20 protein-coding genes and 1 riboswitch are annotated in these 23,283 nt (G+C 69.4%); of the genes, 9 read left to right on the top strand and 11 right to left on the bottom strand.

Annotated features, from left to right (window positions below; genetic code table 11):
• Positions 1-60: 60 nt before the first annotated feature.
• A riboswitch (TPP riboswitch) is annotated at positions 61-165 on the bottom strand.
• A 158-nt stretch (positions 166-323) separates the two neighbouring features.
• The 6 genes from AB8K43_RS04150 (at position 324) to AB8K43_RS04125 (ending at position 6,776) form a co-directional block, all read left to right on the top strand.
• Positions 324-605: a DUF4235 domain-containing protein gene (locus AB8K43_RS04150; RefSeq protein ID WP_370891783.1), complete on the top strand. Its 282-nt coding sequence runs from the start codon at positions 324-326 to the stop codon at positions 603-605.
• A 138-nt stretch (positions 606-743) separates the two neighbouring features.
• Positions 744-1,712 carry an NAD(P)H-quinone oxidoreductase gene (locus AB8K43_RS04145; RefSeq protein ID WP_370891781.1) on the top strand — a complete coding sequence of 323 codons (969 nt, stop codon included), beginning with the start codon at positions 744-746 and terminating at the stop codon, positions 1,710-1,712.
• Between the two features lie 107 nt (positions 1,713-1,819).
• Positions 1,820-2,428 carry a PadR family transcriptional regulator gene (locus tag AB8K43_RS04140; RefSeq protein ID WP_370891779.1) on the top strand — a complete coding sequence of 203 codons (609 nt, stop codon included), beginning with the start codon at positions 1,820-1,822 and terminating at the stop codon, positions 2,426-2,428.
• On the top strand, positions 2,425-3,153 hold the full coding sequence (locus AB8K43_RS04135; protein WP_370891777.1) for an ABC transporter ATP-binding protein: 729 nt from the start codon (positions 2,425-2,427) through the stop codon (positions 3,151-3,153). The genes AB8K43_RS04140 and AB8K43_RS04135 overlap by 4 nt, the downstream gene beginning before the upstream one ends.
• On the top strand, positions 3,150-6,050 hold the full coding sequence (locus tag AB8K43_RS04130; RefSeq protein WP_370891775.1) for an FtsX-like permease family protein: 2,901 nt from the start codon (positions 3,150-3,152) through the stop codon (positions 6,048-6,050). Before AB8K43_RS04135 ends, AB8K43_RS04130 begins: the two co-directional genes overlap by 4 nt.
• A 150-nt stretch (positions 6,051-6,200) precedes the next feature.
• Positions 6,201-6,776 (top strand): hypothetical protein, encoded by a 576-nt coding sequence (locus tag AB8K43_RS04125; RefSeq protein ID WP_370891774.1) that lies wholly within the window; start codon positions 6,201-6,203, stop codon positions 6,774-6,776.
• A 196-nt stretch (positions 6,777-6,972) separates the two neighbouring features.
• On the opposite strand, the gene AB8K43_RS04120 is transcribed toward AB8K43_RS04125, so the two are convergent.
• Complete coding sequence (locus AB8K43_RS04120; protein WP_370891772.1) at positions 6,973-8,631, bottom strand: FAD-binding dehydrogenase; 1,659 nt, start codon at positions 8,629-8,631, stop codon at positions 6,973-6,975.
• A 173-nt stretch (positions 8,632-8,804) separates the two neighbouring features.
• Here AB8K43_RS04120 and AB8K43_RS04115 point away from each other — a divergent pair, with 173 nt between their 5' ends.
• Positions 8,805-10,334: a metallophosphoesterase gene (locus AB8K43_RS04115; protein WP_370891770.1), complete on the top strand. Its 1,530-nt coding sequence runs from the start codon at positions 8,805-8,807 to the stop codon at positions 10,332-10,334.
• Positions 10,335-10,512: 178 nt separating this feature from the next.
• Here the strand turns inward: AB8K43_RS04115 and AB8K43_RS04110 are convergent, their stop codons facing one another.
• From AB8K43_RS04110 to AB8K43_RS04100, 3 genes are all read right to left on the bottom strand, one after another.
• Positions 10,513-11,430, bottom strand: a complete 918-nt coding sequence (locus AB8K43_RS04110) for a sucrase ferredoxin (protein WP_370891769.1) — start codon at positions 11,428-11,430, stop codon at positions 10,513-10,515.
• A gap of 67 nt (positions 11,431-11,497) precedes the next feature.
• A complete protein-coding gene (locus AB8K43_RS04105) occupies positions 11,498-12,697 on the bottom strand; it encodes a cupin domain-containing protein (protein ID WP_370891767.1) in 1,200 nt (399 codons plus the stop codon).
• Between the two features lie 17 nt (positions 12,698-12,714).
• Complete coding sequence (locus AB8K43_RS04100) at positions 12,715-12,957, bottom strand: hypothetical protein (RefSeq protein ID WP_370891765.1); 243 nt, start codon at positions 12,955-12,957, stop codon at positions 12,715-12,717.
• 229 nt (positions 12,958-13,186) lie between these two features.
• Here AB8K43_RS04100 and AB8K43_RS04095 point away from each other — a divergent pair, with 229 nt between their 5' ends.
• Positions 13,187-14,455: a trans-acting enoyl reductase family protein gene (locus AB8K43_RS04095; protein ID WP_370891763.1), complete on the top strand. Its 1,269-nt coding sequence runs from the start codon at positions 13,187-13,189 to the stop codon at positions 14,453-14,455.
• A 106-nt stretch (positions 14,456-14,561) separates the two neighbouring features.
• Here the strand turns inward: AB8K43_RS04095 and AB8K43_RS04090 are convergent, their stop codons facing one another.
• Positions 14,562-15,716: a GNAT family N-acetyltransferase gene (locus tag AB8K43_RS04090; protein ID WP_370891761.1), complete on the bottom strand. Its 1,155-nt coding sequence runs from the start codon at positions 15,714-15,716 to the stop codon at positions 14,562-14,564.
• 126 nt (positions 15,717-15,842) lie between these two features.
• Between AB8K43_RS04090 and AB8K43_RS04085 the strand changes: the two genes are divergently transcribed.
• A complete protein-coding gene (locus AB8K43_RS04085; protein ID WP_370891759.1) occupies positions 15,843-16,289 on the top strand; it encodes a hypothetical protein in 447 nt (148 codons plus the stop codon).
• Between the two features lie 33 nt (positions 16,290-16,322).
• On the opposite strand, the gene AB8K43_RS04080 is transcribed toward AB8K43_RS04085, so the two are convergent.
• The 6 genes from AB8K43_RS04080 to AB8K43_RS04055 all read right to left on the bottom strand — a co-directional run bounded on the left by AB8K43_RS04080 (position 16,323) and on the right by AB8K43_RS04055 (position 23,250).
• Positions 16,323-17,414 carry a phosphotransferase family protein gene (locus AB8K43_RS04080; protein WP_370891757.1) on the bottom strand — a complete coding sequence of 364 codons (1,092 nt, stop codon included), beginning with the start codon at positions 17,412-17,414 and terminating at the stop codon, positions 16,323-16,325.
• On the bottom strand, positions 17,411-18,697 hold the full coding sequence (locus AB8K43_RS04075; RefSeq protein WP_370891755.1) for an acyl-CoA dehydrogenase family protein: 1,287 nt from the start codon (positions 18,695-18,697) through the stop codon (positions 17,411-17,413). Before AB8K43_RS04075 ends, AB8K43_RS04080 begins: the two co-directional genes overlap by 4 nt.
• A 77-nt stretch (positions 18,698-18,774) precedes the next feature.
• Positions 18,775-20,271, bottom strand: a complete 1,497-nt coding sequence (locus tag AB8K43_RS04070; RefSeq protein WP_370891753.1) for a hypothetical protein — start codon at positions 20,269-20,271, stop codon at positions 18,775-18,777.
• Between the two features lie 241 nt (positions 20,272-20,512).
• On the bottom strand, positions 20,513-21,202 hold the full coding sequence (locus AB8K43_RS04065; RefSeq protein ID WP_370891751.1) for a histidine phosphatase family protein: 690 nt from the start codon (positions 21,200-21,202) through the stop codon (positions 20,513-20,515).
• Positions 21,199-22,008: a crotonase/enoyl-CoA hydratase family protein gene (locus AB8K43_RS04060; protein WP_370891748.1), complete on the bottom strand. Its 810-nt coding sequence runs from the start codon at positions 22,006-22,008 to the stop codon at positions 21,199-21,201. Before AB8K43_RS04060 ends, AB8K43_RS04065 begins: the two co-directional genes overlap by 4 nt.
• A 243-nt stretch (positions 22,009-22,251) precedes the next feature.
• Positions 22,252-23,250, bottom strand: a complete 999-nt coding sequence (locus tag AB8K43_RS04055; RefSeq protein WP_370891746.1) for an NAD(P)H-dependent glycerol-3-phosphate dehydrogenase — start codon at positions 23,248-23,250, stop codon at positions 22,252-22,254.
• Between the last annotated feature and the right edge of the window lie 33 nt (positions 23,251-23,283).

The raw sequence follows: 23,283 nt of genomic DNA, 5'->3' as shown, positions 1-23,283 counted from the left end.
CGTCAATTGCGAAGAGGCCGTCCGTGGCCGCCGGACGGCAACTGCTCGTCCTGCGGCACGTCCGGGCGAGTCTCGACTCCCTCCGCCGGTGCGAACCGGATCAGGTCCGAGGGTCTGCGGATCTCTCCGCACTCTCAGCGCTAGCGCGCTCCCCTGTCGTGCGCGGCCAGGATAGCCGACGCCCTGGGCCCGTCCGCGCCGCGCGGGGTGGCTAGAGTTCTTCAGCAGAAGGCACCGACGAAATGTTCTTCGAGCCCGACGGGCTCCGCGTGGTCACCTGGCGGCGCGCCTCCCATCGATGTCGGTGAGCCGAGAGGGACACCATGGACAAGCTTGTGTGGAAGGTGCTGGGCGCGGGCTCGGCCGTGATCGCCGGCATCGTGGCCAACAAGGTGATCACGACGGTGTGGGAGAAGTCGGGTCGCGACATCGAGATCGACCCCCGGAACCCGCAGGTGCCGCTCGGCGAGGCGCTCGCCTACGCCGCGCTCGTCGGTGTCGCGATGGGCCTCGCGCGCACCTTCGCGACCCGGCAGGCGGCGCAGTTCTACCAGCGCTCGTCCGGCCACCTGCCCGCCGAGCTCCAGCCCAAGGTCGACGCGTAACCTCCACCCCCTTCCGCCGGGGTCGCGGGAACTTCCCGTTATCTCGGGGAACTCCACGGGAATCTCGGAGTTTCGCGGGATCAACCGGCACGTGGCGGCAGCGCCCCCGAACGTTCGCGGGTGAGTAGCGTGGGATACATGCGTGCGATCACCATCCCCGAAGACGATGTCCTCGCCCTCGCCGATGTCGAGGCACCGGTCGCGGGCCCCGGCCAGGTCGTGATCGACGTCGCGGCGGCCGGGGTCAACCGCGCCGATGTCATGCAGCGCAAGGGCTTCTACCCGCCGCCGAAGGGGGCCTCCCCCCTTCCCGGTCTCGAAGTCTCCGGGACCATCAGCGCCCTCGGCGAGGGCGTGAGCGACTGGGCCGTCGGCGACGACGTCTGCGCCCTGATCGACGGCGGTGGGTACGCCGAGCAGGTGCTCGCACCGGCTGCCCAAGTGCTTCCGGTACCCACGGGCGTTTCCCTCCGCGACGCCGCCGGCCTGCCCGAGGTGGCGTGCACGGTGTGGTCCAACGTCTTCTTGACCGCCAACCTGCGGCCCGGCCAGACCCTGCTCGTCCACGGCGGCTCATCCGGGATCGGCACGATGGCGATCCAGTTGGCGAAGGCGGCGGGCGCGCGCGTCATCGTGACAGCAGGGACCGAGGAGAAGCTGCAGTTCTGCCGAGACCTCGGCGCGGATGTCGCGATCAACTACCGCGAGCAGGACTTCGTCGAGGAGGTTCAGGCGGCCACGGACGGGGCGGGCGCCGATGTCATCCTCGACAACATGGGGGCCAAATACCTCCCCCGCAATGTCGCCGCTCTCGCCATCAATGGGCGCCTCGTCGTGATCGGCCTGATGGGCGGCCGGAAGGGGGAGCTCGACCTCGGGGCGCTCCTCACCAAGCGCGCGGCAGTGATTGCGACCTCTCTTCGCGCTCGTCCGGCCGAGGAGAAGGCGACGATCGTGGCCGCGGTGCGCGAGCACGTCTGGCCGCTCATCGAGCAGGGTGCCGTGCGCCCGATCATCCACTCCACGCACCCGCTGGCCGAGGCCGCTGCGGCCCACGAGGAGATGGAATCCAGCACCCACATCGGCAAGATCCTGCTGGTGCCTTAAGGGGACACCCGGCGTCCGAACGATCCGTTCGCCCCGATCCCTCGACACCCGATCAATACCGGGTATACAGTCGCGGCAGGTGCTCACATACTCGGTAGGGAGTCGTCATGTCGGTCAGGCTCGGGCTGCTGGCCCTGCTCTCCGAAGAACCCATGTACGGCGCCCAGTTGCGCGCGGAGTTCGAGTCGCGGACCGGCGGCACGTGGCCGCTGAATATCGGGCAGGTTTACACCACCCTTGGCCGCCTCGAGCGCGATGGTTTTGTCACCGCCGGAGCGGCCGATGACGAAGGGCGGATCGCCTACACCCTGACCGACGCTGGGCGCAGCGCCGTCACGCAGTGGTGGTCGCGCCCGGTTGATCGCAGTGACACCCCGCGCGACGAACTCGTCATCAAACTGGCGCTCGCCGTCACCGCCCCGGGGGTCGACGTCCCCGCTGTCGTCCAGACCCAGCGCACCGCCAGCTTGAAGCACCTGCGGGACCTCACCCGGCTCAAGCAGCAGGCCCAAAGCGCCGAGCGCGATGGTCGCACCCTCGATCAGAGCGAACTCGCCTGGCTCCTCGTCGTCGAAAACCTCATCTTCGCCGCCGAAGGGGAGGTCCGCTGGCTCGATCACGTCGAGGCTCGCCTCGCTCGGCATCACCGCCCGCCGAGGGCGCGAGCCGCGGCCTCGGCGAGCGAGGTCGACGACGTCCAGGTGACCCCGCGATGAGCGAGCCGGTCCTCGTCCTCGAGCGCGTCAGCCGAGTCCATGGCTCCGGCCCAACCGCGGTGCGCGCCCTCGATGGCGTCGACCTCACCGTGATGCCGGGTGAACTCGTCGCGGTCATGGGGCCGAGCGGATCGGGCAAGTCCACGCTGCTCAACCTCGCTGGGGGGCTTGATCGCGCGAGCTCCGGGCGGGTGATCGTCTCGGGCCAGGACCTCACCACCATGGCCCCCCGGGAGATCTCCGAGCTCCGCCGCCGCCGGATAGGTGTCGTCTTCCAGGACTACAACCTGATCCCGAGCCTCACCGCCGCCGAGAACGTCGGGCTCCCGCTCGAACTCGATGGCGTGAGCGCTCGATCCACCCGCCGGGCGGCCCGTCAGATCCTCGCGCTGATGGACCTCCAGCCCCTCTCCGACCGATACCCGGACCAGATGTCGGGCGGCCAACAGCAGCGGATCGCGATCGCCCGCGCGCTGATCGGCGGACGCCGCCTGGTCCTCGCCGATGAACCGACCGGGGCTTTGGACTCGACCACCGGCGAAGAGGTGCTGCGGGTCTTGCGCGAACGCTGCGACGGGGGCGTCGCCGGACTCCTCGTCACCCACGAGGCACGACACGCGGCGTGGGCCGACCGGGTCGTCTTCTTGCGCGATGGCCGCATCGTGGATTCCACCGGTATCGCCGATCGGGTCGAGGATCTCCTCACGCCGAGCATCCCGCGATGACCACCATGACCCGGCGGCCGGCGAGTGCAGGGGGCTCGCCGGCCGTCGCACCCCCTTCGCACCGCGGGGGGACCCGCTTCGATGCGTGGCGCAGCTCCTGGCAGGTTGCCCTGCGGCTGGCGCGGCGCGATCTCCGCCGCCATGTGGGGCGCAGCCTCGTCGTGCTGATCATGGTGGGGGTGCCCACCGCGCTGCTCACCGCTGGCCTCACCATCGGCGCGACGAGTCAGGTGAAGGGGGCCGAGCAGATCCCCTACACCATGGGCTCCGGCGTCGCCTACCTCAGCCGGCCCGACACGGTCCGTCCCCTTCAGTCGCCCGACCCGAGCCTGTACTTCGGCGAAGGCACCACGGCCCCGACGCCGGTGCCGGGCTTCGGGCGCGGGGCGGCAGCCGGCTCCGCGGTCACCACGGGCGACCTGGACGCGAAAGCCAAGGCGATCGGGGACCTCACGGGCCGCCCCGCCACCTGGGTGATGGAGGCAGGTGGGTACACGACAATCGGGGACCGAGCGGTGCAACCCCTGATCCTCGCGACGCCCGAACCCGAGCGCCTCGGCGAGCGCGTCGAGTTGGTCTCCGGTCGCTGGCCGCGCTCGACCCGCGAGGCGCTGGTGACCCCCTTCGGCGCGAAAAACGGCCTGCCGACGAGCGGAACCCTGACCCTTCGGCCGAGGAACGACTCGCCCAGCACCGACGCCGCCGAGGTCAGCATCGTCGGGACGGCCCGCGCCCTCAATCCGGGGAGCCCGCCGGAGCTCGTCACGACCGGTGCGGCGGGGATTGAACCGGGCCTGACCGGATTCGTCCTCTTCGGTGACCGGCCCGTCGACTGGGCCGAGGTGCAGCACCTCAACACCTACGGCATCACGGTCTGGTCCCGCAGCGTGCTCGAGAACCCACCCGCCCTTGACCCGGCCGACCCGAACTACCCGAGTGATTCGACGCAGAGCACCGACGCCCAGATGGCCGTGGTTGGAGGGACGCTCCTGCTCGTCATGACCGCACTGCTCGTGGGTCCGGCGTTCGCGATTTCGGCCGCCCGGCAACGACGCACCCTCGCCCTCGCCGCCAGCCAGGGGGCGACGACGGCACAACTGCGCCGCCATGTGCTGGCCCAAGCGATCGTCCTCGGCGGGATCAGCGCCGTCGCGGGGACGGTTGCGGGGGTCATCGGGGCGTGGATCGCGAGGTGGGTGGTGCGGGACACGAGCACCCCCTTCGGCCCCTTCGAGATCCCCGTCTGGGGCGTCCTTGCGGTCCTCGCGATCGCGGTCCTCGCCTCGCTCATCGCCGCCATCGCCCCTGCGCAGCGCCTCGGCCGACTCGACATCATGGGGGTGATGAAGGGGCAGAGCGCCGCCCCTGCGCCGCGGCGGATTCTGGCCCTCCTCGGGCTCGTCGTCGCCGGGGCGAGCGGCGCCTATGTCCTCTGGGCCGCCTATCACCCGATGGCCTACTCCTTCCTGGTCGCCCTTCCCGTCATCACCTTGGTCCTCGGGTCGATGCTGGTGATCCCGACCTTGCTGGAGATCCTCGGTCGGATCGGCCGGTTGCTCCCGCTCCCCCTGCGGCTCGCGACGCGCGACATGGCCCGGCACCGCTCCCGCAGCGCCCCGACCATCGCCGCCGTGCTCGCGGGCACCGCGGCCCTCACCGTCGGCCTGATCGGATCCGCGAGCGATAACCAGCAGCAACGGCAGGAGTACACCCCGCGAACGACGATCGGCGAGGCCATCGCCGTCCCGAGCGATCCGTCTCAGGCCAACGACCTCGCGGCATCGCTCGCCCGGAACGCGCCGACCATCACCTGGGTGCAGGTCTCCTCGGTCACCGACCCCCTCAGCGAGCCAACCCCCAGCGCGCAGAGCGCCCTCGCTGTCTTCGCCCTCCCACCCGGATGCTCTGCGCGCGAGACCGCCGTCCTGCTGCTCGACCCTTCTGGCACCGGTCAAGTGGCGGACGAGGCCTGCACGCGGGTCGGGACCGGTTACACCTCCGAAGGGCTGATCGCCTTCCTCCCGGCCGACGAGATCGTGCGTCGTTTTTCGCTCTCCGGCCGCGACGCGGAGACGGTGCGCTCGGGCGGCGCGGTGGTCCTCAGCCGTCCCGGGGAAGCCGATCTGACCGCCGACGGTGAGCTGACCCTCGCGGCCGCGACGGCCATCGTCGACAGCGATCCGGAGGCGCTCGGCCCGGACGGTGCCCCGCCACCCCTCGACCCGGACACGGTGAAGGTCGCGAGTCAGATCGCGCTGCCTGCTGTCGTCCGTCCGCTCACGAGAGAGCTCATGGGTCCCTCGCTGGGGTCGAGCGTGATCGTCCCGTCGGAGGTCGCGGCGGAGCAGAAGTGGCCGACGACCGCCACCTCCTTCGTCGGTCACAGCGCCACACCGATCACCGACGACACCACCGCCACCCTCCAGGCGACGCTCGCCGACCGAGGCTGGGTGGAACTGGAGCAGGGCTACCGCGACCCGACGCTGCTCCTCACCGCGATCCTGCTGGGCATCTTCGCCGCTCTGCTCCTCGTGGTCACCTTGACCTCGACCGCGCTCAGCCTCGCCGAGCAAGAGCAGGATCAGGCGACCCTCGCCGCAGTGGGCGCCGATCGCCGAACCCGCCGGCTCATGGCGGGCACGCAGACCTGGGTGCTCGCGGCCCTCGGAGTCGTCCTTGGTGTCGTCATCGGGTTTGTCCCGGGGATTGCGATCGCGATCCCGCTAACGATCGACACCGTCGATCCCCTCACCCAAGCCTCGACCGTCGGCGGACCGGTCATCGTGATCCCCTGGGTGGCCCTGCTGATCATCGCCCTCGTCATCCCCGCGATCGCGGGCCTGCTCGCCGCTGGCTTGGTGCGGCGCAGTCCCGACGCGACCCGGCGCCGTCAATGAGGTGAAGGGGGGAGCCCCCCTTCTCCCTTCGGCCGAGGCTCTTCGATGAGAAGCCCCTCATCGACGGCTCATCCCGGCGTCATCTCGCGCGCCCACAGTGGTGATCACACCGACCGGAGATGCCGGTCAGACCCGAGAGGACGTACGACCATGCGCACGACCAAGACCCTCGTCTCCGCCGGTTTCGTCGCTACCTTGGCGACCGGGGCCATGATCGCCACGGCGGCGCCCGCGAGCGCCGACACCCGCACCTGTCGCGGCACGATCACGAGTAAGAGCATCGACGCCGATGTGCGGGTGCCCGCCGGCGCCACTTGCACGATCAAGCGCTCGTCCATCGACGGCAATGTGACGGTCAGCAAGAACGGCCGCCTGCGGGTCGAGAGTTCCAAGGTCGACGGCAACATCAAGGCGAGCGGCGCTCGCAGCGTCGTCGTGTTGAAGACGACCGTCGATGGCAACGTCCAGATCAACTCGAGCAAGTACCACTACGTGGTGAGCAACCGGATCGACGGCAATATCCAGGCCAAGAGCAACACTGGCACCAAGCGCGCCCACTCCAACCGGGTGGACGGCGACATCCAGTACTTCTCCAACCGCGGGACCACCACGATCCGAAGCAACCGGGTCGACGGCAACCTCCAGTGCAAGAGCAACAGCCCGAAGCCGACCGGCTACAAGAACGTCGTCAAGGGCAACAAGGAAGACCAGTGCAAGCGGCTCTGATCCCCCTTCGCCCCTGATTCACCACCTTGGCGCTCGTCCCGATCTGGGACGAGCGCCAAGGTCGTAGGTGGTGCCAGCGGGAAGGGGGTCAGCCCACCGCCTGCGCCATGGCTCGCCCCGCGACGCGCCCAGAGANCTCCTTCCCCCCTTCCCGCCCCCCCCCCCAAGGTCGTAGGTGGTGCCAGCGGGAAGGGGGTCAGCCCACCGCCTGCGCCATGGCTCGCCCCGCGACGCGCCCAGAGAAGATGCAGCCACCGAGGAAGGTGCCCTCCAAGGCCCGGTACCCGTGGACGCCGCCGCCTCCGAACCCGGCCGTTTCGCCTGCGGCGTAGAGGCCCGGGATCGGCTCGCCGTCGTGGCCGAGGACTCGCGAGGACAGGTCGGTTTCGAAGCCGCCGAGCGTCTTGCGCGTGAGGACGTGCAGCTTGACCCCAACGAGCGGCCCCTTCTTGGGGTCGGTGATCGGGTGCGGTGGATAGGCGCGCTTGCTGATCTTGTCCCCGAGATAGCGCCCGGCCACCTCCATGGCGGCGAGTTGAGCGTCCTTGGAGTAGCCGTTGGCGAGCTGCAGATCGCGGGCGGCGATTTGCCGAGTGATGTGCTCCAGGTCCAGGCGGGGCTCGTCCTCTTCGACCAGGCCATTCATCTTCTCGACGAGCTCGGGCAGGGTGTCGGCCGTGACGAAATCCTTGCCATAGTCCAAGAAGTCCTGCACGGCCTGCGGCACCGCGGTGATCGGGCGCTTCAGGACCGAGGTGATCGACTTGTCGGTGAGATCGAGATTTTGCTCCGAGCCCGAGAGGACGAACTCCTTGCCCGCGATCGTCCGGTTCGTGATGAACCAGGAGTGGTCAAAGCCGGTGTGCCGCAAGTGATCCAGCGTGCCGAGGGTGTCGTAGCCGGGGAAGAGGGGAGCCGGGAGGCGATCACCCCGAGCGTCGAACCATAGCGACGACGGGCCCGGGAGGATCCGGATCGCATGGTCGGGCCAGATCGGGTCCCAATTGCGCAGGCCCTCGACGTAGTGCCACATACGGTCGCGGTTGATCAGGCGTCCCCCGGCAGCTTCGGTGATCCCGATCATCCGACCGTCGACATAGGCGGGGACGCCGGTGATCATCTTCTTCGGGGGCTCACCGAGACGCTCCGGCCAGTTCGCGCGGACGAGGTCGTGATTGCCGCCGATGCCCCCGGAGGAGACCAGGACCGCCTGCGCGCGGAGCTCGAAGTCACCGACCGTGTCCCGGTTGCTCTGCCGTCCGCGAGCACTCGCGTCCGGGGCGAGCCGCGAGCCGCGGACGCCGACGACGGCTCCCCCTTCGGTGATCAGTTCATCCACCTGATGGCGATGCGCGAAGGTGACCAGCCCCTCGTCATGGGCCTTCTTGACCCGTTCGACGAAGGGGGCGACGACCCCGGGGCCGGTCCCCCAGGTGACGTGGAAGCGCGGGACGGAGTTGCCGTGGCCCTCGGCCCGACCATCGCCGCGCTCGGCCCACCCGACAATCGGGAACCATCGCATCCCCTGCTGATGCAGCCAGGAGCGCTTCTCGCCGGAGGCGAAGTCGAGATAGGCGCGGGCCCATTGCCGCGGCCAGTGGTCCTCTTCGCGATCAAAGCCCGCGGTGCCGAGCCAATCGCGCGTGGCGAGTTCGATGGAGTCTTTGATCCCCATCCGGCGCTGCTCCGGACTGTCGACGAAAAAGAGTCCGCCGAAGGACCAGAAGGCCTGCCCGCCAAGATTTGCTTCGCTCTCCTGGTCGACGAGGATCACCCGTCGTCCAGCGTCGGCGAGTTCCGCCGTCGCGACCAGCCCCGCAAGACCATGCCCGACGACAATGACATCAGCGTCCATGGCCGACACCTTGACACGGGTTACCTGTCGGTAGCAACTGGCGGCGGGCGAGGCGCACTCCCTTCGTCCCCGGAACTTCCCAAAATCTCGTGGAAGTCGCCGAGACTCTCGGAGTTTCTAGGGACCCTTTCGGGACGTATCGCCGACGTGGCCGACGCCGTACAGTGCGACGCGTGCGACGACCGTCCCCCGCCACCGTGGTGCGCGTCCTCCTCCGCACGGTCCTGATCACCGTGGTCGCGCTCGTCACGGGCGTGCTCACGACCATCGCGTGGCCGGCGGAGGTCGAGACGCCCTACTACGCCGCGTCGGTCCACCTCTCCCCAGACGTCTCCGAGCGGGGCTCCATTCGGTCCGAGACGATCGTCGGGGAGATCGGCGTCCGCTTCCGCGGCCTTGCGCCCGGAATCGTCGTCGCGCCGCGGGTCAAACCCGAGATCACCGATGTGCTCGGTCGCACCGGCCTTGATGTCGCGGCGCTCACCCCGACCGACGCCGAGCGCGAACGGGCCGTCGCCGACGCGGCGAAGGGGGTCGCCCTGCGGATGGCTCTCGGGGCGGCAGCCGGCTGCGCCATCGTCTTGCTCGGCCCGGCCCTCTGGCGGCACGGGTGGCCGCGGCGACGGGATGTGGTCGTCGCGGTCGCGGCCTGGGTGATCGCCTTCGGTGGCACGGCGCTGTCGATCCAGCGCACCTACTCACCGGAGCGCGTCACCTCGTTCACGAGCACCGGACTGCTCGATGTCCTCGTGGCGAACCGCGCTCTCCTCCAAGACGTCGAGCACCGGGCCGAGCAGGCGACGCCCTACCTGAAGAACCTCCTCGCGCTCTCGGCCGCGCTGCGCCAGCAGTACTCGCCGACGGACCTCGACCAGGCGCCCGCCCTTCGGATCCTGCTCGTGTCGGATATCCACGCGGCGAACCAGTACCCCCTCATGCGTGCCGTCGTCGAGGACCAAGACATCGACCTGGTGATCGACAGTGGCGACCTGATCAACCTCGGTGCGGTCGAAGAGGCGGACCTGAGCGGCCTCTTCGCGGGCATCGAATCGCTTCGGGTGCCCTACGTCTTCGTCCGGGGCAACCACGATGCCAACGTCCCGGGCGTCGGGCCGCTCGTCACTCGCTTGCGAGCCCTCGACAATGTCGTGCTGCTCCAGCCCGAGGACCGCCAGTACCAGGAACTGACGCACGGTGGCCTGCGGATCTCCGGTTTTAACGACCCGCGGTACTACGGCGACGCCGACGATGAGGTGGCTCGCGACCAGAGCGCGGCGCGCGAGGCCTACCTGGCCGCCTTCGAGGGGCGGCCAGCGCCCGATCTGCTCGTCTCCCACGAGGAGCCCGCGGTCGATGGGATCGAGGCCGGAGTACGCATCCACGGGCACGGACACGTGCCGCGCCTCGCTGGGAACCGGATCGAGGTCGGCACCTTTACCGGCGGCGGCCTCCTCTCCCACTTCGTCACGAGCGGGCCGGATGCCGAGCTCACCAGCCAGCCCAACTCCTTCGATGTGCTCTCCTATGGCTCGGGGTGCCAACTGGTGAGCCTCACGCGCTATCAGTACCGCCAGATCCTCGAAGGGCGTCCGACCTACGACTCGGTCTCGATCGTCAACGGCGCCGGAATCGTCGAACCGCCGGACGACCGGGTGTGCGGCGGTGACGACCACGAGGTGACGGTGGTTCCGGCCGCGCCGTGAAGGGGGCTCGCTCCCCCTTCGTCAGACGCGCGCCGCGCCCGGCGCGAAAAACACCACCGGACTCGGCAATAACCGCGCCCCACAACACTTTCCCCGCCCACACCTGGACGCGCGGCGCGCCCGGCCCGGAAAACGCCCCCGGACTCGGCAATTACCGCGCCCGGCGACAGCAACCGCGTCAGTCGTCGAGGTGGTAGATCGCGGCCTGCTTGGTTTCCGTGCTGCAGGTGAGCCGTCGCGGCGGACTCAGGGTCCGCGTCACGACCCGGGTCGTCGTCGCGCCATCGGCGACGACCTCGACGACCCACCGGTCCGCCCCGTCCGGCGTCGCGACCGCTGAGCGCACCGCCGCGAGCGGCACTCCGGCCCGAACGACCTCCGCGACGACAACCTGCGCGGGCGAGGTCCAGATCGAGCGCCCGCGCCAATGCGCGAGATCAACCGTCCCGTCCACATGGCCCATCACGAGATCGGTTGCGTTCGATCCGAGGACCTCGCCGTACATCGACCCTTCGGGCAGGAGCGCGAGGTTGCCAGCGAACCGGTCGCCCCCGAGGTGCGTCGTCTCCCACACGGCGTCGGGCATGACGTCATTGAGCACCCCGGTGACGAGCCGCCCTTCGATCGCGCAGCAGACGTCCTTCTTCCCGTGCGCGCAGACGACGACGATCGGCTCGGGGTCTTCCTCCGGCAGATCCTCGAAGGTGGCGGCGAGGCGCAGGAGATCTTCTGGCTCACGCCAGGTGTCCCATCGCACGCGTCCACTCACCGAATCGACGAGCGCGACGGGTTGCTCCTCATCGGGGGCATCCCCGCTCACCCGGCCGTGACGCCGGATCAGTTGTAGCCGCGCGCTGGCGCGGCCGAGCGCTCGGTCGAGGTCACGAGCGATATCGCTCAAGGGCGGGGTCGCGATCGCCGAGCGAGCCCAGGGGCCCCGATGCCCGACCAGGAACCACCGCCGCGCCGGTACGGCCGTCCCGATCAGTTGGTCTCCGCGAGCGCGGGCAGCGAGCGAACATCGCCACGCGCCCGAGGTGCGACGCTCCCCCTTCGGCTCGGGAAGCGGCGGGTCCAGCCAGGGTTCCTCGCTCACATAGGGCACCCTACGGCCCTTCCTCCCCGTCAACCATCGCCCGAAGGGGGCTACGGGCACCGGCGCGTCAGTCGGCGAGGATCGCGACCCCCGCCAGTAGCAGGCGACGTGCGCTGGCCGCGGGCGCAGTGACGGTCTCGCCGTCGAGGAGGCGACGCACGAGATCGTCATCGGCCGGGTCGATCGCACTTCGGCCATGGCGGCCCCTGAGGACCCCAGCTTCGTACCGTGCCGCGAGGTGCGGGCGAAGGGAGAGCGTGCGGCCATCCGTGATCGTGGCGGCGGCTTCGACGGTGCCCACCGGCGCGATCGGCGCCGCACGCTGAGCTGCACGATGGTGAGCGAGAAGGGCATCGGCGACGGCCGACGCGGGAGCCTCGCGGAGCGCCTCGATCAACGCCGCGCGAACCCCTTCGATCGTGGCGTCGTAGGTCGCCGGATCGGTGACATCGACGGCGAGCGGCAGGCTCGCCCGCAGATTATCGCCCAAGGTGCCCCGCGCGAAGGAGAGCAGAGCATCGGCGACGTGCCCGCCGTCCCATGTGTGCACGCCGACGGTGATGTGGGTGCTCACTCCCTCGAGCGCGGTGGCGGCATGCAGCCAGCCGCGCGGGAGGTAGAGACAATCCCCAGGCGCCAGGACGAACTCATGGCTGGGCTCCTGCGTCGCGGCGTGCTCGACGGCCACCCGATGATCGGTCCAGGGCTCGTCGCGGGGCGGGTTGTGCCGCACGGGCGGGTAGAGGCGCCACCTCTTCTCCCCAGCAATCTGCATCACGAAGACGTCGTGGACGTCGTAGTGCGCCGCGAAGCCGGTGCTCTGGGTCGGCGTCACGTAAGCGTTGACCTGCACCGGGTGCCCCAGATCGGCGGCGAGATCCTGGCTGAAGCGGAGCAGTGGTTCCCACGTGCGATGCAGCCCCTGCAGGACGATCGTCGACCCTTCGGCGAAGTGGCGCAGCAGCGCGTCATCGCTCACCTGATCGCGCACGCCAGCGCCGATCCCGCCGCCGCCGGTGAAGTCGCGATCCGGGCGAGTGACCCCATCCCTAGCGACGCGCAGGAAGGGGGTCCGCAGTCCCCGCGTGCTGAGCAATGCATCCACGCCAGCGTGATCCAGCAGGTCGTCGAAGGGCGTGGGGAGTTCACTCGCGCGAGAGAGAAGGGGGTCGCGACCCCAGTGGGTCGCTGCGAAAGCGTCCGGGGTGAGCGCCACCAGACGCCGAAGACCGGCGCTCTGTCGAGCGCCGGTCTCACGGTCTGTCACGCGGTGTTCAACCGTGCTCAGTGGGCCGACCCATCGGCGCCACCATCAGCACCGCCGTCCGCGCCACCGTCGGCACCGCCATCGGCGCCACCGTCGGCGCCACCGTCAGCACCGCCATCGGCACCGTGGTCAGCACCGCCGTCCGCACCGCCGTCGGCGCCACCGTCAGCGCCGTGGTCAGCACCACCGTCGGCGCCACCGTCGGCACCGCCATCGCCAGGCATGTGCTCGTCGGGAGTCTCTTCGGGGTTCAGCGACATGGCGTGATCACTCCTTCTTTCGTTCCCTTGGCGCCGCCTGTTCGTGCTTGTTCGCGGCCTGGTGCACCTTTCCTACCGTGATCCTCGCCTCAGCACTAGACCCCCGAAGGGGGGATGTCGACCGGCGGCACCCCCAATGCGTCACCAGGGCCGACACGCCACGCGAGTGGCGTGGGCCACATGGTGGTACCCGTCGGTCACGGCGGCGCGGCACCGTATCGTCGGAGACATGGCCGAAGAACGTGAGTTCGACATCATCCTCGTTGGGGCGACCGGGTTCGTCGGGCGCCTGACCGCGGAGCACCTGCGCGACCATGCGCCGACGGGGACGCGGATCGCGCTCGCGGGGCGATCGCCCGATCGGCTCGCCCGCCTCGGCGCGGACCTCGGTGGGGTCGCCGAGACCTGGCCGCAGATCGTCGTCGACACGACGGACCGGACGTCCTGCGATGAACTCGCCGCCCGCACCACCACGGTGATCACGACCGTCGGCCCATACGCCCGCTACGGGCACGAGTTGATCCGCGCGTGCGCCGAGGCCGGGACGCATTACTGCGACCTCACGGGCGAGGTCCTCTTCGTCCGGGACGTCGCCGATGGCCTCCACGAACTCGCTCGCCAAACCGGCGCGCGACTCGTGACGTCGTGTGGGTTCGACTCGATCCCGTCCGACCTCGCCGTCTGGGAGGCCGCTCGCACCGCGCGCGAGGCCGGAGCCGGAGAACTCGGCGAGACGACCCTGTACGTGCGCTCCCTTCGCGGTGGCGTCTCCGGGGGCACGATCGACTCCATGCGCCAGCAGGCGATCGCCGCGGCGCACGATCAGGCCGCCCGCAAGATCGTGATCGACCCCTACGGGCTGAGCCCCGATCGGGCCGCCGAACCCCGCAGCTCCGACACCGCGACCGCGAAGGCTGGCGGGGTTGTCGGCACCGCCAAGCGCCTCGTTGACCACCTCCCCGTGAGCCGAGACGACCAAGGTCACTGGACCGGCCCCTTCGTCATGGCGTCCTACAACACCCGCATCGTCCGGCGCACCAATGCCCTGCTCGCGTGGCGTTACGGCAGAGGGTTTCGCTATCGCGAGGTGATGGACTTCGGGACCAAGGCCGCCTCGCCACTGATGGCGACCGGCATGGCCGCCGCGCTCGGCGGGCTCGTGGCCGGGATGACCTTCGCCCCCACCCGGACCCTGCTCGGCAAGGTCCTACCCGAGCCGGGCGAAGGCCCGAGCGCGGAGTCGCAGGCCAAGGGACGCTTCCGGATGGAGGTCGTCGCCGAGACCACGATGGGGCGCACCGTCCGCTCCACGGTGGCGGCCAAGGCGGACCCTGGGTATAGCGGCACCGCGATCATGCTCGGCCAGTCGGGCCTGTGCCTCGCGCTCGATGACCTGACAAGCGAAGGGGGCGTGCTCACCCCCGCAGTTGCGATGGCCGAGCCGTTGATCGAGCGCCTGCGCGCCCAGGACTTCACGATCACGTCCTCCCTCGACTAGACCGCGCTCGCCTGACATTCGCTAGAACTTCCCGATATCCCGTGGAACTCCACGGGATTCTCGGAGTTTCCGGCGACCGACGCCGCGGAAGGGGGTGCCGCCCGCCTCAGACCGCCGGCTGCGGGACCGGGCCGTCGGAACCCGGAACCATCAGCGTCCGATGCCAGGACTGGGTTCGGTACGTCGTGCGCCAGCCCATCGAGGTGTAGAGGCCATCTGCCCCCGTCGGACTGTCCGCATCGACCTCTAGGCCGACCCGATTACGGCCCCGCTCGGCAGCGTCGGCGACGACCGTCCACAGCAGCGCCTTGGCGACACCGCGCCCGCGCGCCAGGCGGTGCACGCCGATGTATTCGATGTAGCTGCCGGGGATCCCTTCGGCATCCGGACCGCTCACCGTGCTCACCACCGCGCCACCGGGGACGACCTCCACCTCGCCCGGCGCGAGGGCGTCGGCCGCAAGATCATCCGGAGCGGCGCCCCCTTCGACGAGGCGCTCTAAGTCCTCGCGCGCCACATCGAGCTCGGCGATCCACCAGTGATCCCACCGGTGACCGGGATCCTCGCGCAGGCGCTGCACGAACTCGGGGAAGGACTCCCGATAGCTGTTGAAGTGATCGGCGAAGGACTCTTCGAGCATCCGGTGGACGACCTGCAGATCGTGCGCCACCGGCAGCCCGTTGTCGTGCGTCGCGACCCGGCGGACCCGCAGGCCTTCTCGCGGCGCGGGCACACCCCCTTCGAGCCCCTCCTCCGGCGTGACCGGCCGGGACATGTGCAGCCAGGTTCGCGTGCACTCATAGCCATCGGCGGCGAGCCACTGCTGCTTGCGTTCCTCGTCCTCGTAGACCGTGACGTCCAGCTTGGTGCCGCCGAGCCCTCGGCCCTGCGCGATCCGTAGCGCGACCGTCGCGCTCCAGGCGAGCAATGAAGAGGCAACCCGAGCAGCCACTTCGCTCGACAATTCCGGGCTCACGCTGAGTTCGACCCCGGTCCGACCGGCCGCTCGATCGTGCACACGAGCCCAGGCGACCTCCGCTCCTTCGGCATCGGAGACCACCACCTGGCGCCGGGTCCATGACGCCGTCCCAGCGACCTCGCTCGCCACCTGCGGAGCCGAGGACGAACTCGCCCCCGTCACGTCTCGGGCGACCTGCTTCGAGAGCCCGACCAGCGCCGGGACATCGTCGAGTTGGGGGACATGCGCGGACCACCCGTCCGGCAGGTCGTCGGGCAGGGGCGGGGCGAAGGGGGTAGCCATCGCCGCTAATTCTTGCAGCCGCCGGCGGCGAAGGGTGATCCAGCAGGGATCCAGACACCTCGCAGGTGGACGTGGAACCATGGAGGTCACGGTTTAGCCACACCATCTGTTTTAGAGGACATCACCATGGACATCGTCGAGGTCATCGCCCGCGCCGAGGCGCAGGGCAAGCCGCAACCTCACCCGGCGAGCCCGAGCGAGGTCATCACCCACCAGGCCACCTACTTCAAGGCCGTCGGCGCCCAGCCGCCGCTGCTGCTCTCCAAGCTCCTGGCCGTCGCCGACGGACTGCTCGTCAATGACCTGATCATCTACGGCACCCAGACCCGCCAATCGCCCGAGGGGCGCGAACTCCTTAGCCTCACGGACGCCTGGGAGCAGCTTGGCCCCCAGCACGGCCCGGACGGCCAGACCCTCTTCGTCATCGGCGAAGACGAGGGCGTGCTCCTCGCTCACGACCCCGCCGCCGACACCTGGCTCGCGGTCGACCGGGGCGATGGCTCGGTGCGCGAAACGTACCCGGACTTCGACGCGCTCCTCGCCGACCGGCTCGGTCCGTCACTGGCGGCCTAGCGACGCGCCGCTCAGCGACCCGCGCGAAGGGGGTCAACCGCGGCGGATCAGCGACCGGCAGCGCAGCTCGAGCAAGATGACCGCCATCCGGAACTGCTTGAAGTCCGGGTTGGTCGTTTGCCCGTTGGCGTAGCGGTAGTAGATCTGCTGGGCGATCACCGCGAGCCGGAAGAGCCCGAAGACCTCGTAGAAGGTCCACTCCTTCGGCGTGAGGTCGATCCCGCGACGCGAGGTGTAGTACGCGACGACCTCAGCGCGGGTCATCATCCCCGGCAGATGGGTCGGCTGGCGCCGGAAGCTCTTAAACCACCGGTTGTCGTCGGCCTGGACCCAGTACGCGAGCGCCGATCCGAGGTCCATGAGCGGGTCGCCAAGGGTCGCGAGCTCCCAGTCGAGGACGCCGACAATCTGCGTCGGGTCGTCGGGAGCGAGCACGAGGTTGTCGAAGCGAAAGTCGTTGTGGATCAGGCAGGTTCCGACATCGGCGGGTTGGTTGGCCTCGAGCCAGGCCATGACCTTCTCGAACGACCCGACGCCATGGCGCCACCCCTTCGTCCGCGCGGCCCGGTACCGCTTGGACCACCCGGCGACCTGGCGGGCGACGTAGCCCTCCCCCTTCCCGAAGGCGGTGAGCCCGCTCGCCTGAACGTCGACTTGGTGCAGGTCGACGAGGGTGTCGATGGCGCGGGCGCAGAGCGTGCGCACCTGCTCGGGGGTCAGGGTGAGGTCCGATGGGAGGTTCTTGCGCAGGATCGTCCCCGGGATCCGCTCCATCACATAGAACTCGCTCCCGATCACCGACTCGTCGCCGCAGTACGCGACCATCGCCGGGACGAGCGGGAAGACCGGGTGTAGCGCGGCCTGCAGATCGTGCTCGCGCCGCATGTCATGCGCGCCCTTGGCCTTGGTCCCGGCGGGCGGGCGCCGCAGGATCAGGTCGCGCGTCGGGTACCGCAGCAGGTAGGTGAGGTTCGAGGCCCCACCGGAGAACTGCCGAACCTCCGGCACCCCTTCGACATCATTGGCGAAGGGGGCGCAGGCGTGCTCGCGCAGCCAAGCGGCCGCTGCGGTCACGTCAAAGGAGTCCTCGGAGCGGACATCACGCGCTCCGGCGACTTCACTCACTGCTCGGCCCCCGCGCGCGCCTCGGCGGCTGCCGCGACATAGGGCTTCAGCAACTGGCGGGCGACGGTGCCGAGATGCACCTCATCGGGACCGTCCGCGAGGCGAAGGGAGCGCGCGTTGGCCCACGCTCCAACGAAGGGCAGGTCCGAGCTCACGCCCGCGCCGCCGTGAAGCTGCAGGGCCATATCGACGACCTCGCAGGCCATCTTGGGCACGGCCGCCTTGATCTCGGCGACCTCGGAGCGGGCCGCGAGCGGCCCCCCTTCGTCGAGCTTCCACGCGGCGTGGAGGACATGCAAGCGGGCCTGGTTGATCTTGATCCGGGCCTCGGCGAGACGCTCCCGGTTACCGCCGAGGTTGGCGAGCGGCTTGCCGAAGGCGACCCGGGTGGTGGCCCGCTCGCAGGCGAGTTCGAGGCAGCGCTCGGCGAGGCCGATGAGCCGCATGCAGTGGTGGACCCGGCCCGGGCCGAGACGGCCCTGGGCGATCTCGAAGGCGCGTCCGGGTCCGCCGATCACGGCCGAGAGCGGCAGACGCACGTCGGTGAGCGAGACCTCGGAGTGCCCGAGCGGCTCGTCAAACTCCCCGAAGGCGGTGAGATTGCGCTCGACCTTCACGCCGTCGGCCTTCATCGGCACAAGGACCATCGAGTGCTGCTGGTACTTATGCGCCGTCGGGTCGGTGAGGGCCATGTAGATCGCGACCTCACAGTCGGGGTGGCCGGCTCCCGATGACCACCACTTGCGGCCGTTCAGCACGATTTCGTCGCCGACGACCTCGGCCCGCGCCTCCATGTTGGTGGCGTCCGATGAGGCCACCCCCGGTTCGGTCATCAGGAAGGCGCTGCGGATCCGGCCGTCGAGAAGGGGTTCGAGCCACTGGTCGCGTTGCTCGGCGCTGCCGTACTTGAGCAACACCTCCATGTTGCCGGTGTCGGGTGCGTTGCAGTTGAAGACGAGCGGCGCGATGAAGGACCGGCCCATCTGCTCGGCGATCGGCGCGTAGTCGACATTCGTCAGGCCCGTCCCGCCGTCGGTCCCGAAGCGCTCGGCGTAGTCCATCTCGTGGCCCGCCGGGAGGAAGAGATTCCACAGGCCCTGCTCACGCGCCTTCGTCTGCAACTCACCAAGGACGGAGCTCGGTGCCCAGGAGTCCTCGCCGGCGAACCGGCGCCGCTCGATGTCGTGATGGAAGTCCATCTCGATCGGAGCGATCTCGGAGTCGATGAAGGACCGCACCCGAGCGGTGAGGTCGGCGGCGCGAGGCGATGGGTTGAAGTCCATGGCCGTCACGCTACTCACTTATCGAGCATTGCTCAATAGCGCGTCCCTGGGTGGTACGCCACAGTCGAACGGGAGGGTTACGGGTTGCGCCACACCGGCCGGTCGGGGCACATCGGCGCGCCCCACTCAATCGTGTAGGCGCCGAAGAACCGGGCCCGCAGCACGCGCCCATAGTTGCCGAGGGGCGTGTCGGCACGACGAGCAAGATCGCACCGGGTGGCTTCGTCGACCCCTTCCGGCCCGAGGACCACCGCGCGGCCGACCTCTTCGTAGAGTGCGTACGCGGGGTCGGCGCGGACGACCTCGGTCGCGGTCAGGTTCGCCGGGCGCACCCACCACACCTGAGCCACGATCGCCACCGCCACGGCAGCGAAGACGATCGCCGCGCCAGCGCGCCTGCGCAAGACGTAGACCCCGACCACCGTGATGATGATCGCGAGGCAGGTCCAAATCCACGGGGTTCCGCGGTAGGGCCGATCGGGCCCGGTGATCATCTGTTGCGCCTGGACCGATACCGACAGCACGAACGCGACCGCCACCAGGCTGGCGAGGGCCGCAAGCGCAAGTGGGACGAGCGCCCGAGCCTCGCGTGACGTGGTCGGCGTTGATCCGGGGACGGGAGCCCACCAGCAGGCCGCCAACGCGACGATGACCAGAGCAGCAACCCACCAACTCGATCCCGGCGAGAACGCTTGGACCTGCGCTTGTGCTGCGGCTGCCTGAACCCCTTCGATGCCTGCACCCGGCAGGGCCGAAGCGACTTGCCAGCCACTGGTGCCGATCACCGGGCCACCGGGATTGCTGGTCAGGCCGGCGTAAGCATCGGGGACCGCGTAGACCGCGATCAGGATGCGTGTCGCGATCAACGCCGGGACGAAGCCCGCCACGTAGCTCGCCACGACCGCCCAGCGGGTCCGATCGCGCCATCCGGCGTCGATCAGGTCCGCGGGGCGACCAACGAAGAGCACGAGGATCACGAAGAAGGGGGCGGCCGCCCAGTGCGCCTCGTACGAGAGGACCGTGGCAGCGCCGAGCAGAGCGAGGAGGAAGCCGATCAGGATCCGGCGCCCTCGACTCGCGCGCGGCCACGCCGTCAGCGCGGTCACACCCGCCACCCCGCTTAAGAGCAGCAGCGACACCCCACCGATGCACAGCACGACGAAGGCGGTCCACCCGTTACGGACCGGGTCGGTCGCCTGGACCCCGAGGCAGAGGATGACGGCGAAGAGGACGACCGCGCGCCAACGCGTCAGGCTGCTCAGCGGGTGTCCGGACCGCGTGCGGATGAGGCGCATGAGCCAGGCGAAGAAGCCGATCAGGCTCGCGATGAGCAGGACCTTGATGACCGCTTCGGCCTGGTAGGTCTCGAGTCCCGTTGCCATCGACAGACGGGCGCCCGCGTCATAGAAGATCCGCTGGACAAGGCTGCCCACAGGCGCAAACCGACCGGACCGCAGGCGCCACGGGACGTCGTCGACGAACGCCCAGTTGAGGATCTGGAAGATGTTCCAGCGATCGCCAATGGCGTTCATGTAGTGGTAGCGCGCATCGGTCATGACGGGGGCGAGCAGCACCGGCTTCAGAGCCAGGATGAGCGTGCCACTAAGAAGAAGTGCCGCAAGGCCCCGCCACCAGGAAGCGATGGCTCTGGCCGGAGGACGGGCCGGGCCTTTCGTGCCCTCGGCCATATCGTCCGCCGGAGCGTCGGCGCGATCCTTGGACGGTAGGTCGATCACCACCTGTTTGCTCCCGAAAACCGTTGGTACGTCACGGCGTCCATCATCGCCCGATGACGCCGCACGGCGCGTCAGCGACTCACCGGACCGAAAGCAGGTCGCGCTCGTGATCGACGTGAGCGTGACCATTGATCGTCACGACGGACGTCCCGTGGGCTCCGTGGACGATCTTGGTGATGCCGGTGTTGACCGTGACGTGGTTGAGCACCGACCACGTCGGGGCGTCGGCGCGCAGAAGGAAGGTGGTCGCCCACGACATCGAGCCTCCGCTCGTGAAGACCGCCGCGGTCTGACCGGCCTCTAAGCGCGCGACCAGCCGCTCGAGCGCCGCTTCGACCCGCGATTGGAAGTCGGTGAAGGTCTCCGGGTACTCCTCGTCGAACTCGCCGGAGGTCCATCGGTCGAGGGCCGCCTCAAACATCGTCTGGAAGGCCTTGCGCGGCTGCAAGGTGCGCATCAGGTCGGCCTGCATGATCGTCATCGAGCGGTACGCCGGCTTGTGGGCCGCGATGATCGCCATGTGGTCGTACTCGGCCCAGCCCTCATCGACGACGGCCTCGGTCTCCCATCCAGCCGCGCGCGCTACCCCTTCGGCCGTCTGCGCGTGGCGATTCATCCCACCGGTCACGATCACGTCGGGGTGATAGCCCCGGGCCGCGAGCGCCTCGCCGAGCGCCGTCGACTGGCGCTTACCGAGCGGGGAGAGCTTGTCGTAGTCCCGCTTGCCCCAGGACGCCTGGCCGTGGCGCACGAGCAGGATCGTGCTCACGGCAACCACCGTCGGCCGCGTTGGCCGTAGCTCGCCACCTGCCGCTTGAAGGCCGCCGTGCGCGCCTTGGCGGTGTTCGCCGCGACGAGGAGGTTGGCCTGCTCGATCCGCTCACGGAAGAAGGTGTAGCGCGCCGAGGAGTTCCAGGTGTTCTCGAAGAGGCGCTTGGCCGCCCCGAGGGCATCGGGCGAGCGGGTCTTCAGGATGTCCACCAGCGCTTCGGCGGCCGCCATCGGGTCATCGGCGACCTCGCTGGCCAAGCCGAGCTCGACCGCCTTCTCACCGCTGATCACCTCGCCGGTCATGGTGAGGCGCTTCGCGACGTCCATCCCGACCTGCTGGGAGAGGCTCTGGATCCCGCTCATGTCGGGGATCAGCCCCCACTTGCCCTCGAGGACCGACCACTGGGCGTCGGGCGTGGTGATCCGGTAGTCGGCGCCGAGCGCGATCTGGACCCCACCGCCGAAGCAGTGGCCCTGCACGACGGCGATCACGGGTACCGGGAGGCGGCGGAAGGCCCAGCACGCCTCCTGGAAGGTATTGGTCCCGCGCCACGGCCGGGGGGTGAAGGCCTTGACGATCCCCCACTGGTCCTTGGTCACCGTCGCGAAGTCGAGACCCGCCGTGAAGGACTCGCCCTCCCCCGAGATCAGCACGGCGCGCAGGGAGCGATCCGAGCGCAGCGCCCGCGCCGTCCCAACGAGATCATCGAGCATGTCCAAGGTGAGCCCGTTCAGCTTCTCCGGGCGATTCAGGCGGACATGGGCGACGCCGTCGGCGACGGTGCAGGTGATGTGAGCGGACATGGGTCCAAGGGTAAGCGCCCGCATACTCACCGGTCACCGTGTCCCCGCGCACGTTGGGCCGGTCGAGCCCGGACCCCCGGAAACTCCGAGAATCCCGTGGAGTTCCGCGAGAATCCCGGAACTTCCGGGGACGGCTCGACGAAGGGGTGGCCGCCCGGTTTGGGAGCGTGCCCGGCCGAGTCTCGGGAAACTCCGAGATTCCCGTGGAGTTCCACGAGAATCCCGGAACTTCCGGGGACGGCTCTAGATCTCGGACTTCAGGTCGCGGCCCATCAGGGCCTGCAACACATCGGGGGCGGACATCCCTTCGTAGAGAAGGGCGTGCACGGCGTCACTGATCGGCATCTCGACGCCTACCTGCGCCGCGAGCCCGCGCACGCTCTTGGCGTTGAGGACGCCCTCGGCGACCTGCCCGAGCTCGGCTTGGATCTCATCGAGCTCCTTGCCCTGACCGAGCCCGTACCCGACCCGGTAGTTGCGCGACTTCACCGAGGTGCAGGTGAGCATCAGGTCCCCGATGCCGGCGAGCCCGGAGAGGGTGAGCGGATTGGCCCCCTTCGCGATCCCGAGCCGGGTGATCTCGGCGAGCCCACGCGTGACGAGGGCCGCGCGGGCGTTGGCGTCGAAGCCGATCCCGTCGGCGAGGCCGGTCGCGATCGCGACGACGTTTTTGGTGCAGCCACCGATCTCGACGCCGACGACGTCATTGCTCGTGTATGGGCGGAAGAAGGAGGTGTGGAAGGCCTGCTGGACCGCCTTGGCGACCCGATTCCATTGCGCGGCAATGGTGACGGCGGTCGGGTGACCCTGCGCCACTTCGACCGCGAAGGAGGGGCCCGAGAGGAAAGCGAGGTACGGGTGGTGCGAGACCGGGAAGACGTCCTCGAGTACCTCGCTCATCATCATCAGCGTGTCGATCTCGACGCCCTTGGTGACCGAGCAGATGTACGTGCCGGGTTCGACGAAGTCACGGGCCTGCTCGGCGACCTGACGCATCGCCTGCGACGGCACGGCGAGGACGACGAGTTCGCTGCCCTCGATCGCCGAGCCGAGGTCGGCGTCAGCGCGCAGGGTTTCTGGAAGGGGGATGTCGGGCAGGTAGCGAGAGTTCTCGTGCTGGTCGTTGATCGTCGCGAGGGTCTCGGCGTCGATGTCCCACATCGTGACCTCATCGCCCTTGCTCGCGAGGACGCTCCCGAGGGCCGTCCCCCACGATCCCGCGCCAATCACCGTAGCTCGCATGCCGACTCCCTTCGCGCCCGATCCCCGTCGCGG

Source organism: Janibacter sp. GXQ6167 (assembly GCF_041365945.1).
GTDB lineage: Bacteria > Actinomycetota > Actinomycetes > Actinomycetales > Dermatophilaceae > JBGFSK01.
Note: the sequence above shows the minus strand (reverse complement) of the source record. Positions and strands in the feature narration are given on the sequence as shown.

Excerpts from the sequence above, each read along its gene's own strand:
- AB8K43_RS04150 (WP_370891783.1), top strand. The coding sequence starts at position 324 with ATGGACAAGCTTGTGTGGAAGGTGCTGGGCGCGGGCTCGGCCGTGATC.
- AB8K43_RS04145 (WP_370891781.1), top strand. The coding sequence starts at position 744 with ATGCGTGCGATCACCATCCCCGAAGACGATGTCCTCGCCCTCGCCGAT.
- AB8K43_RS04140 (WP_370891779.1), top strand. The coding sequence starts at position 1,820 with ATGTCGGTCAGGCTCGGGCTGCTGGCCCTGCTCTCCGAAGAACCCATG.
- AB8K43_RS04135 (WP_370891777.1), top strand. The coding sequence starts at position 2,425 with ATGAGCGAGCCGGTCCTCGTCCTCGAGCGCGTCAGCCGAGTCCATGGC.
- AB8K43_RS04130 (WP_370891775.1), top strand. The coding sequence starts at position 3,150 with ATGACCACCATGACCCGGCGGCCGGCGAGTGCAGGGGGCTCGCCGGCC.
- AB8K43_RS04125 (WP_370891774.1), top strand. The coding sequence starts at position 6,201 with ATGCGCACGACCAAGACCCTCGTCTCCGCCGGTTTCGTCGCTACCTTG.
- AB8K43_RS04120 (WP_370891772.1), bottom strand. The coding sequence starts at position 8,631 with ATGGACGCTGATGTCATTGTCGTCGGGCATGGTCTTGCGGGGCTGGTC.
- AB8K43_RS04100 (WP_370891765.1), bottom strand. The coding sequence starts at position 12,957 with ATGTCGCTGAACCCCGAAGAGACTCCCGACGAGCACATGCCTGGCGAT.
- AB8K43_RS04095 (WP_370891763.1), top strand. The coding sequence starts at position 13,187 with ATGGCCGAAGAACGTGAGTTCGACATCATCCTCGTTGGGGCGACCGGG.
- AB8K43_RS04090 (WP_370891761.1), bottom strand. The coding sequence starts at position 15,716 with ATGGCTACCCCCTTCGCCCCGCCCCTGCCCGACGACCTGCCGGACGGG.
- AB8K43_RS04085 (WP_370891759.1), top strand. The coding sequence starts at position 15,843 with ATGGACATCGTCGAGGTCATCGCCCGCGCCGAGGCGCAGGGCAAGCCG.
- AB8K43_RS04075 (WP_370891755.1), bottom strand. The coding sequence starts at position 18,697 with ATGGACTTCAACCCATCGCCTCGCGCCGCCGACCTCACCGCTCGGGTG.
- AB8K43_RS04060 (WP_370891748.1), bottom strand. The coding sequence starts at position 22,008 with ATGTCCGCTCACATCACCTGCACCGTCGCCGACGGCGTCGCCCATGTC.
- AB8K43_RS04055 (WP_370891746.1), bottom strand. The coding sequence starts at position 23,250 with ATGCGAGCTACGGTGATTGGCGCGGGATCGTGGGGGACGGCCCTCGGG.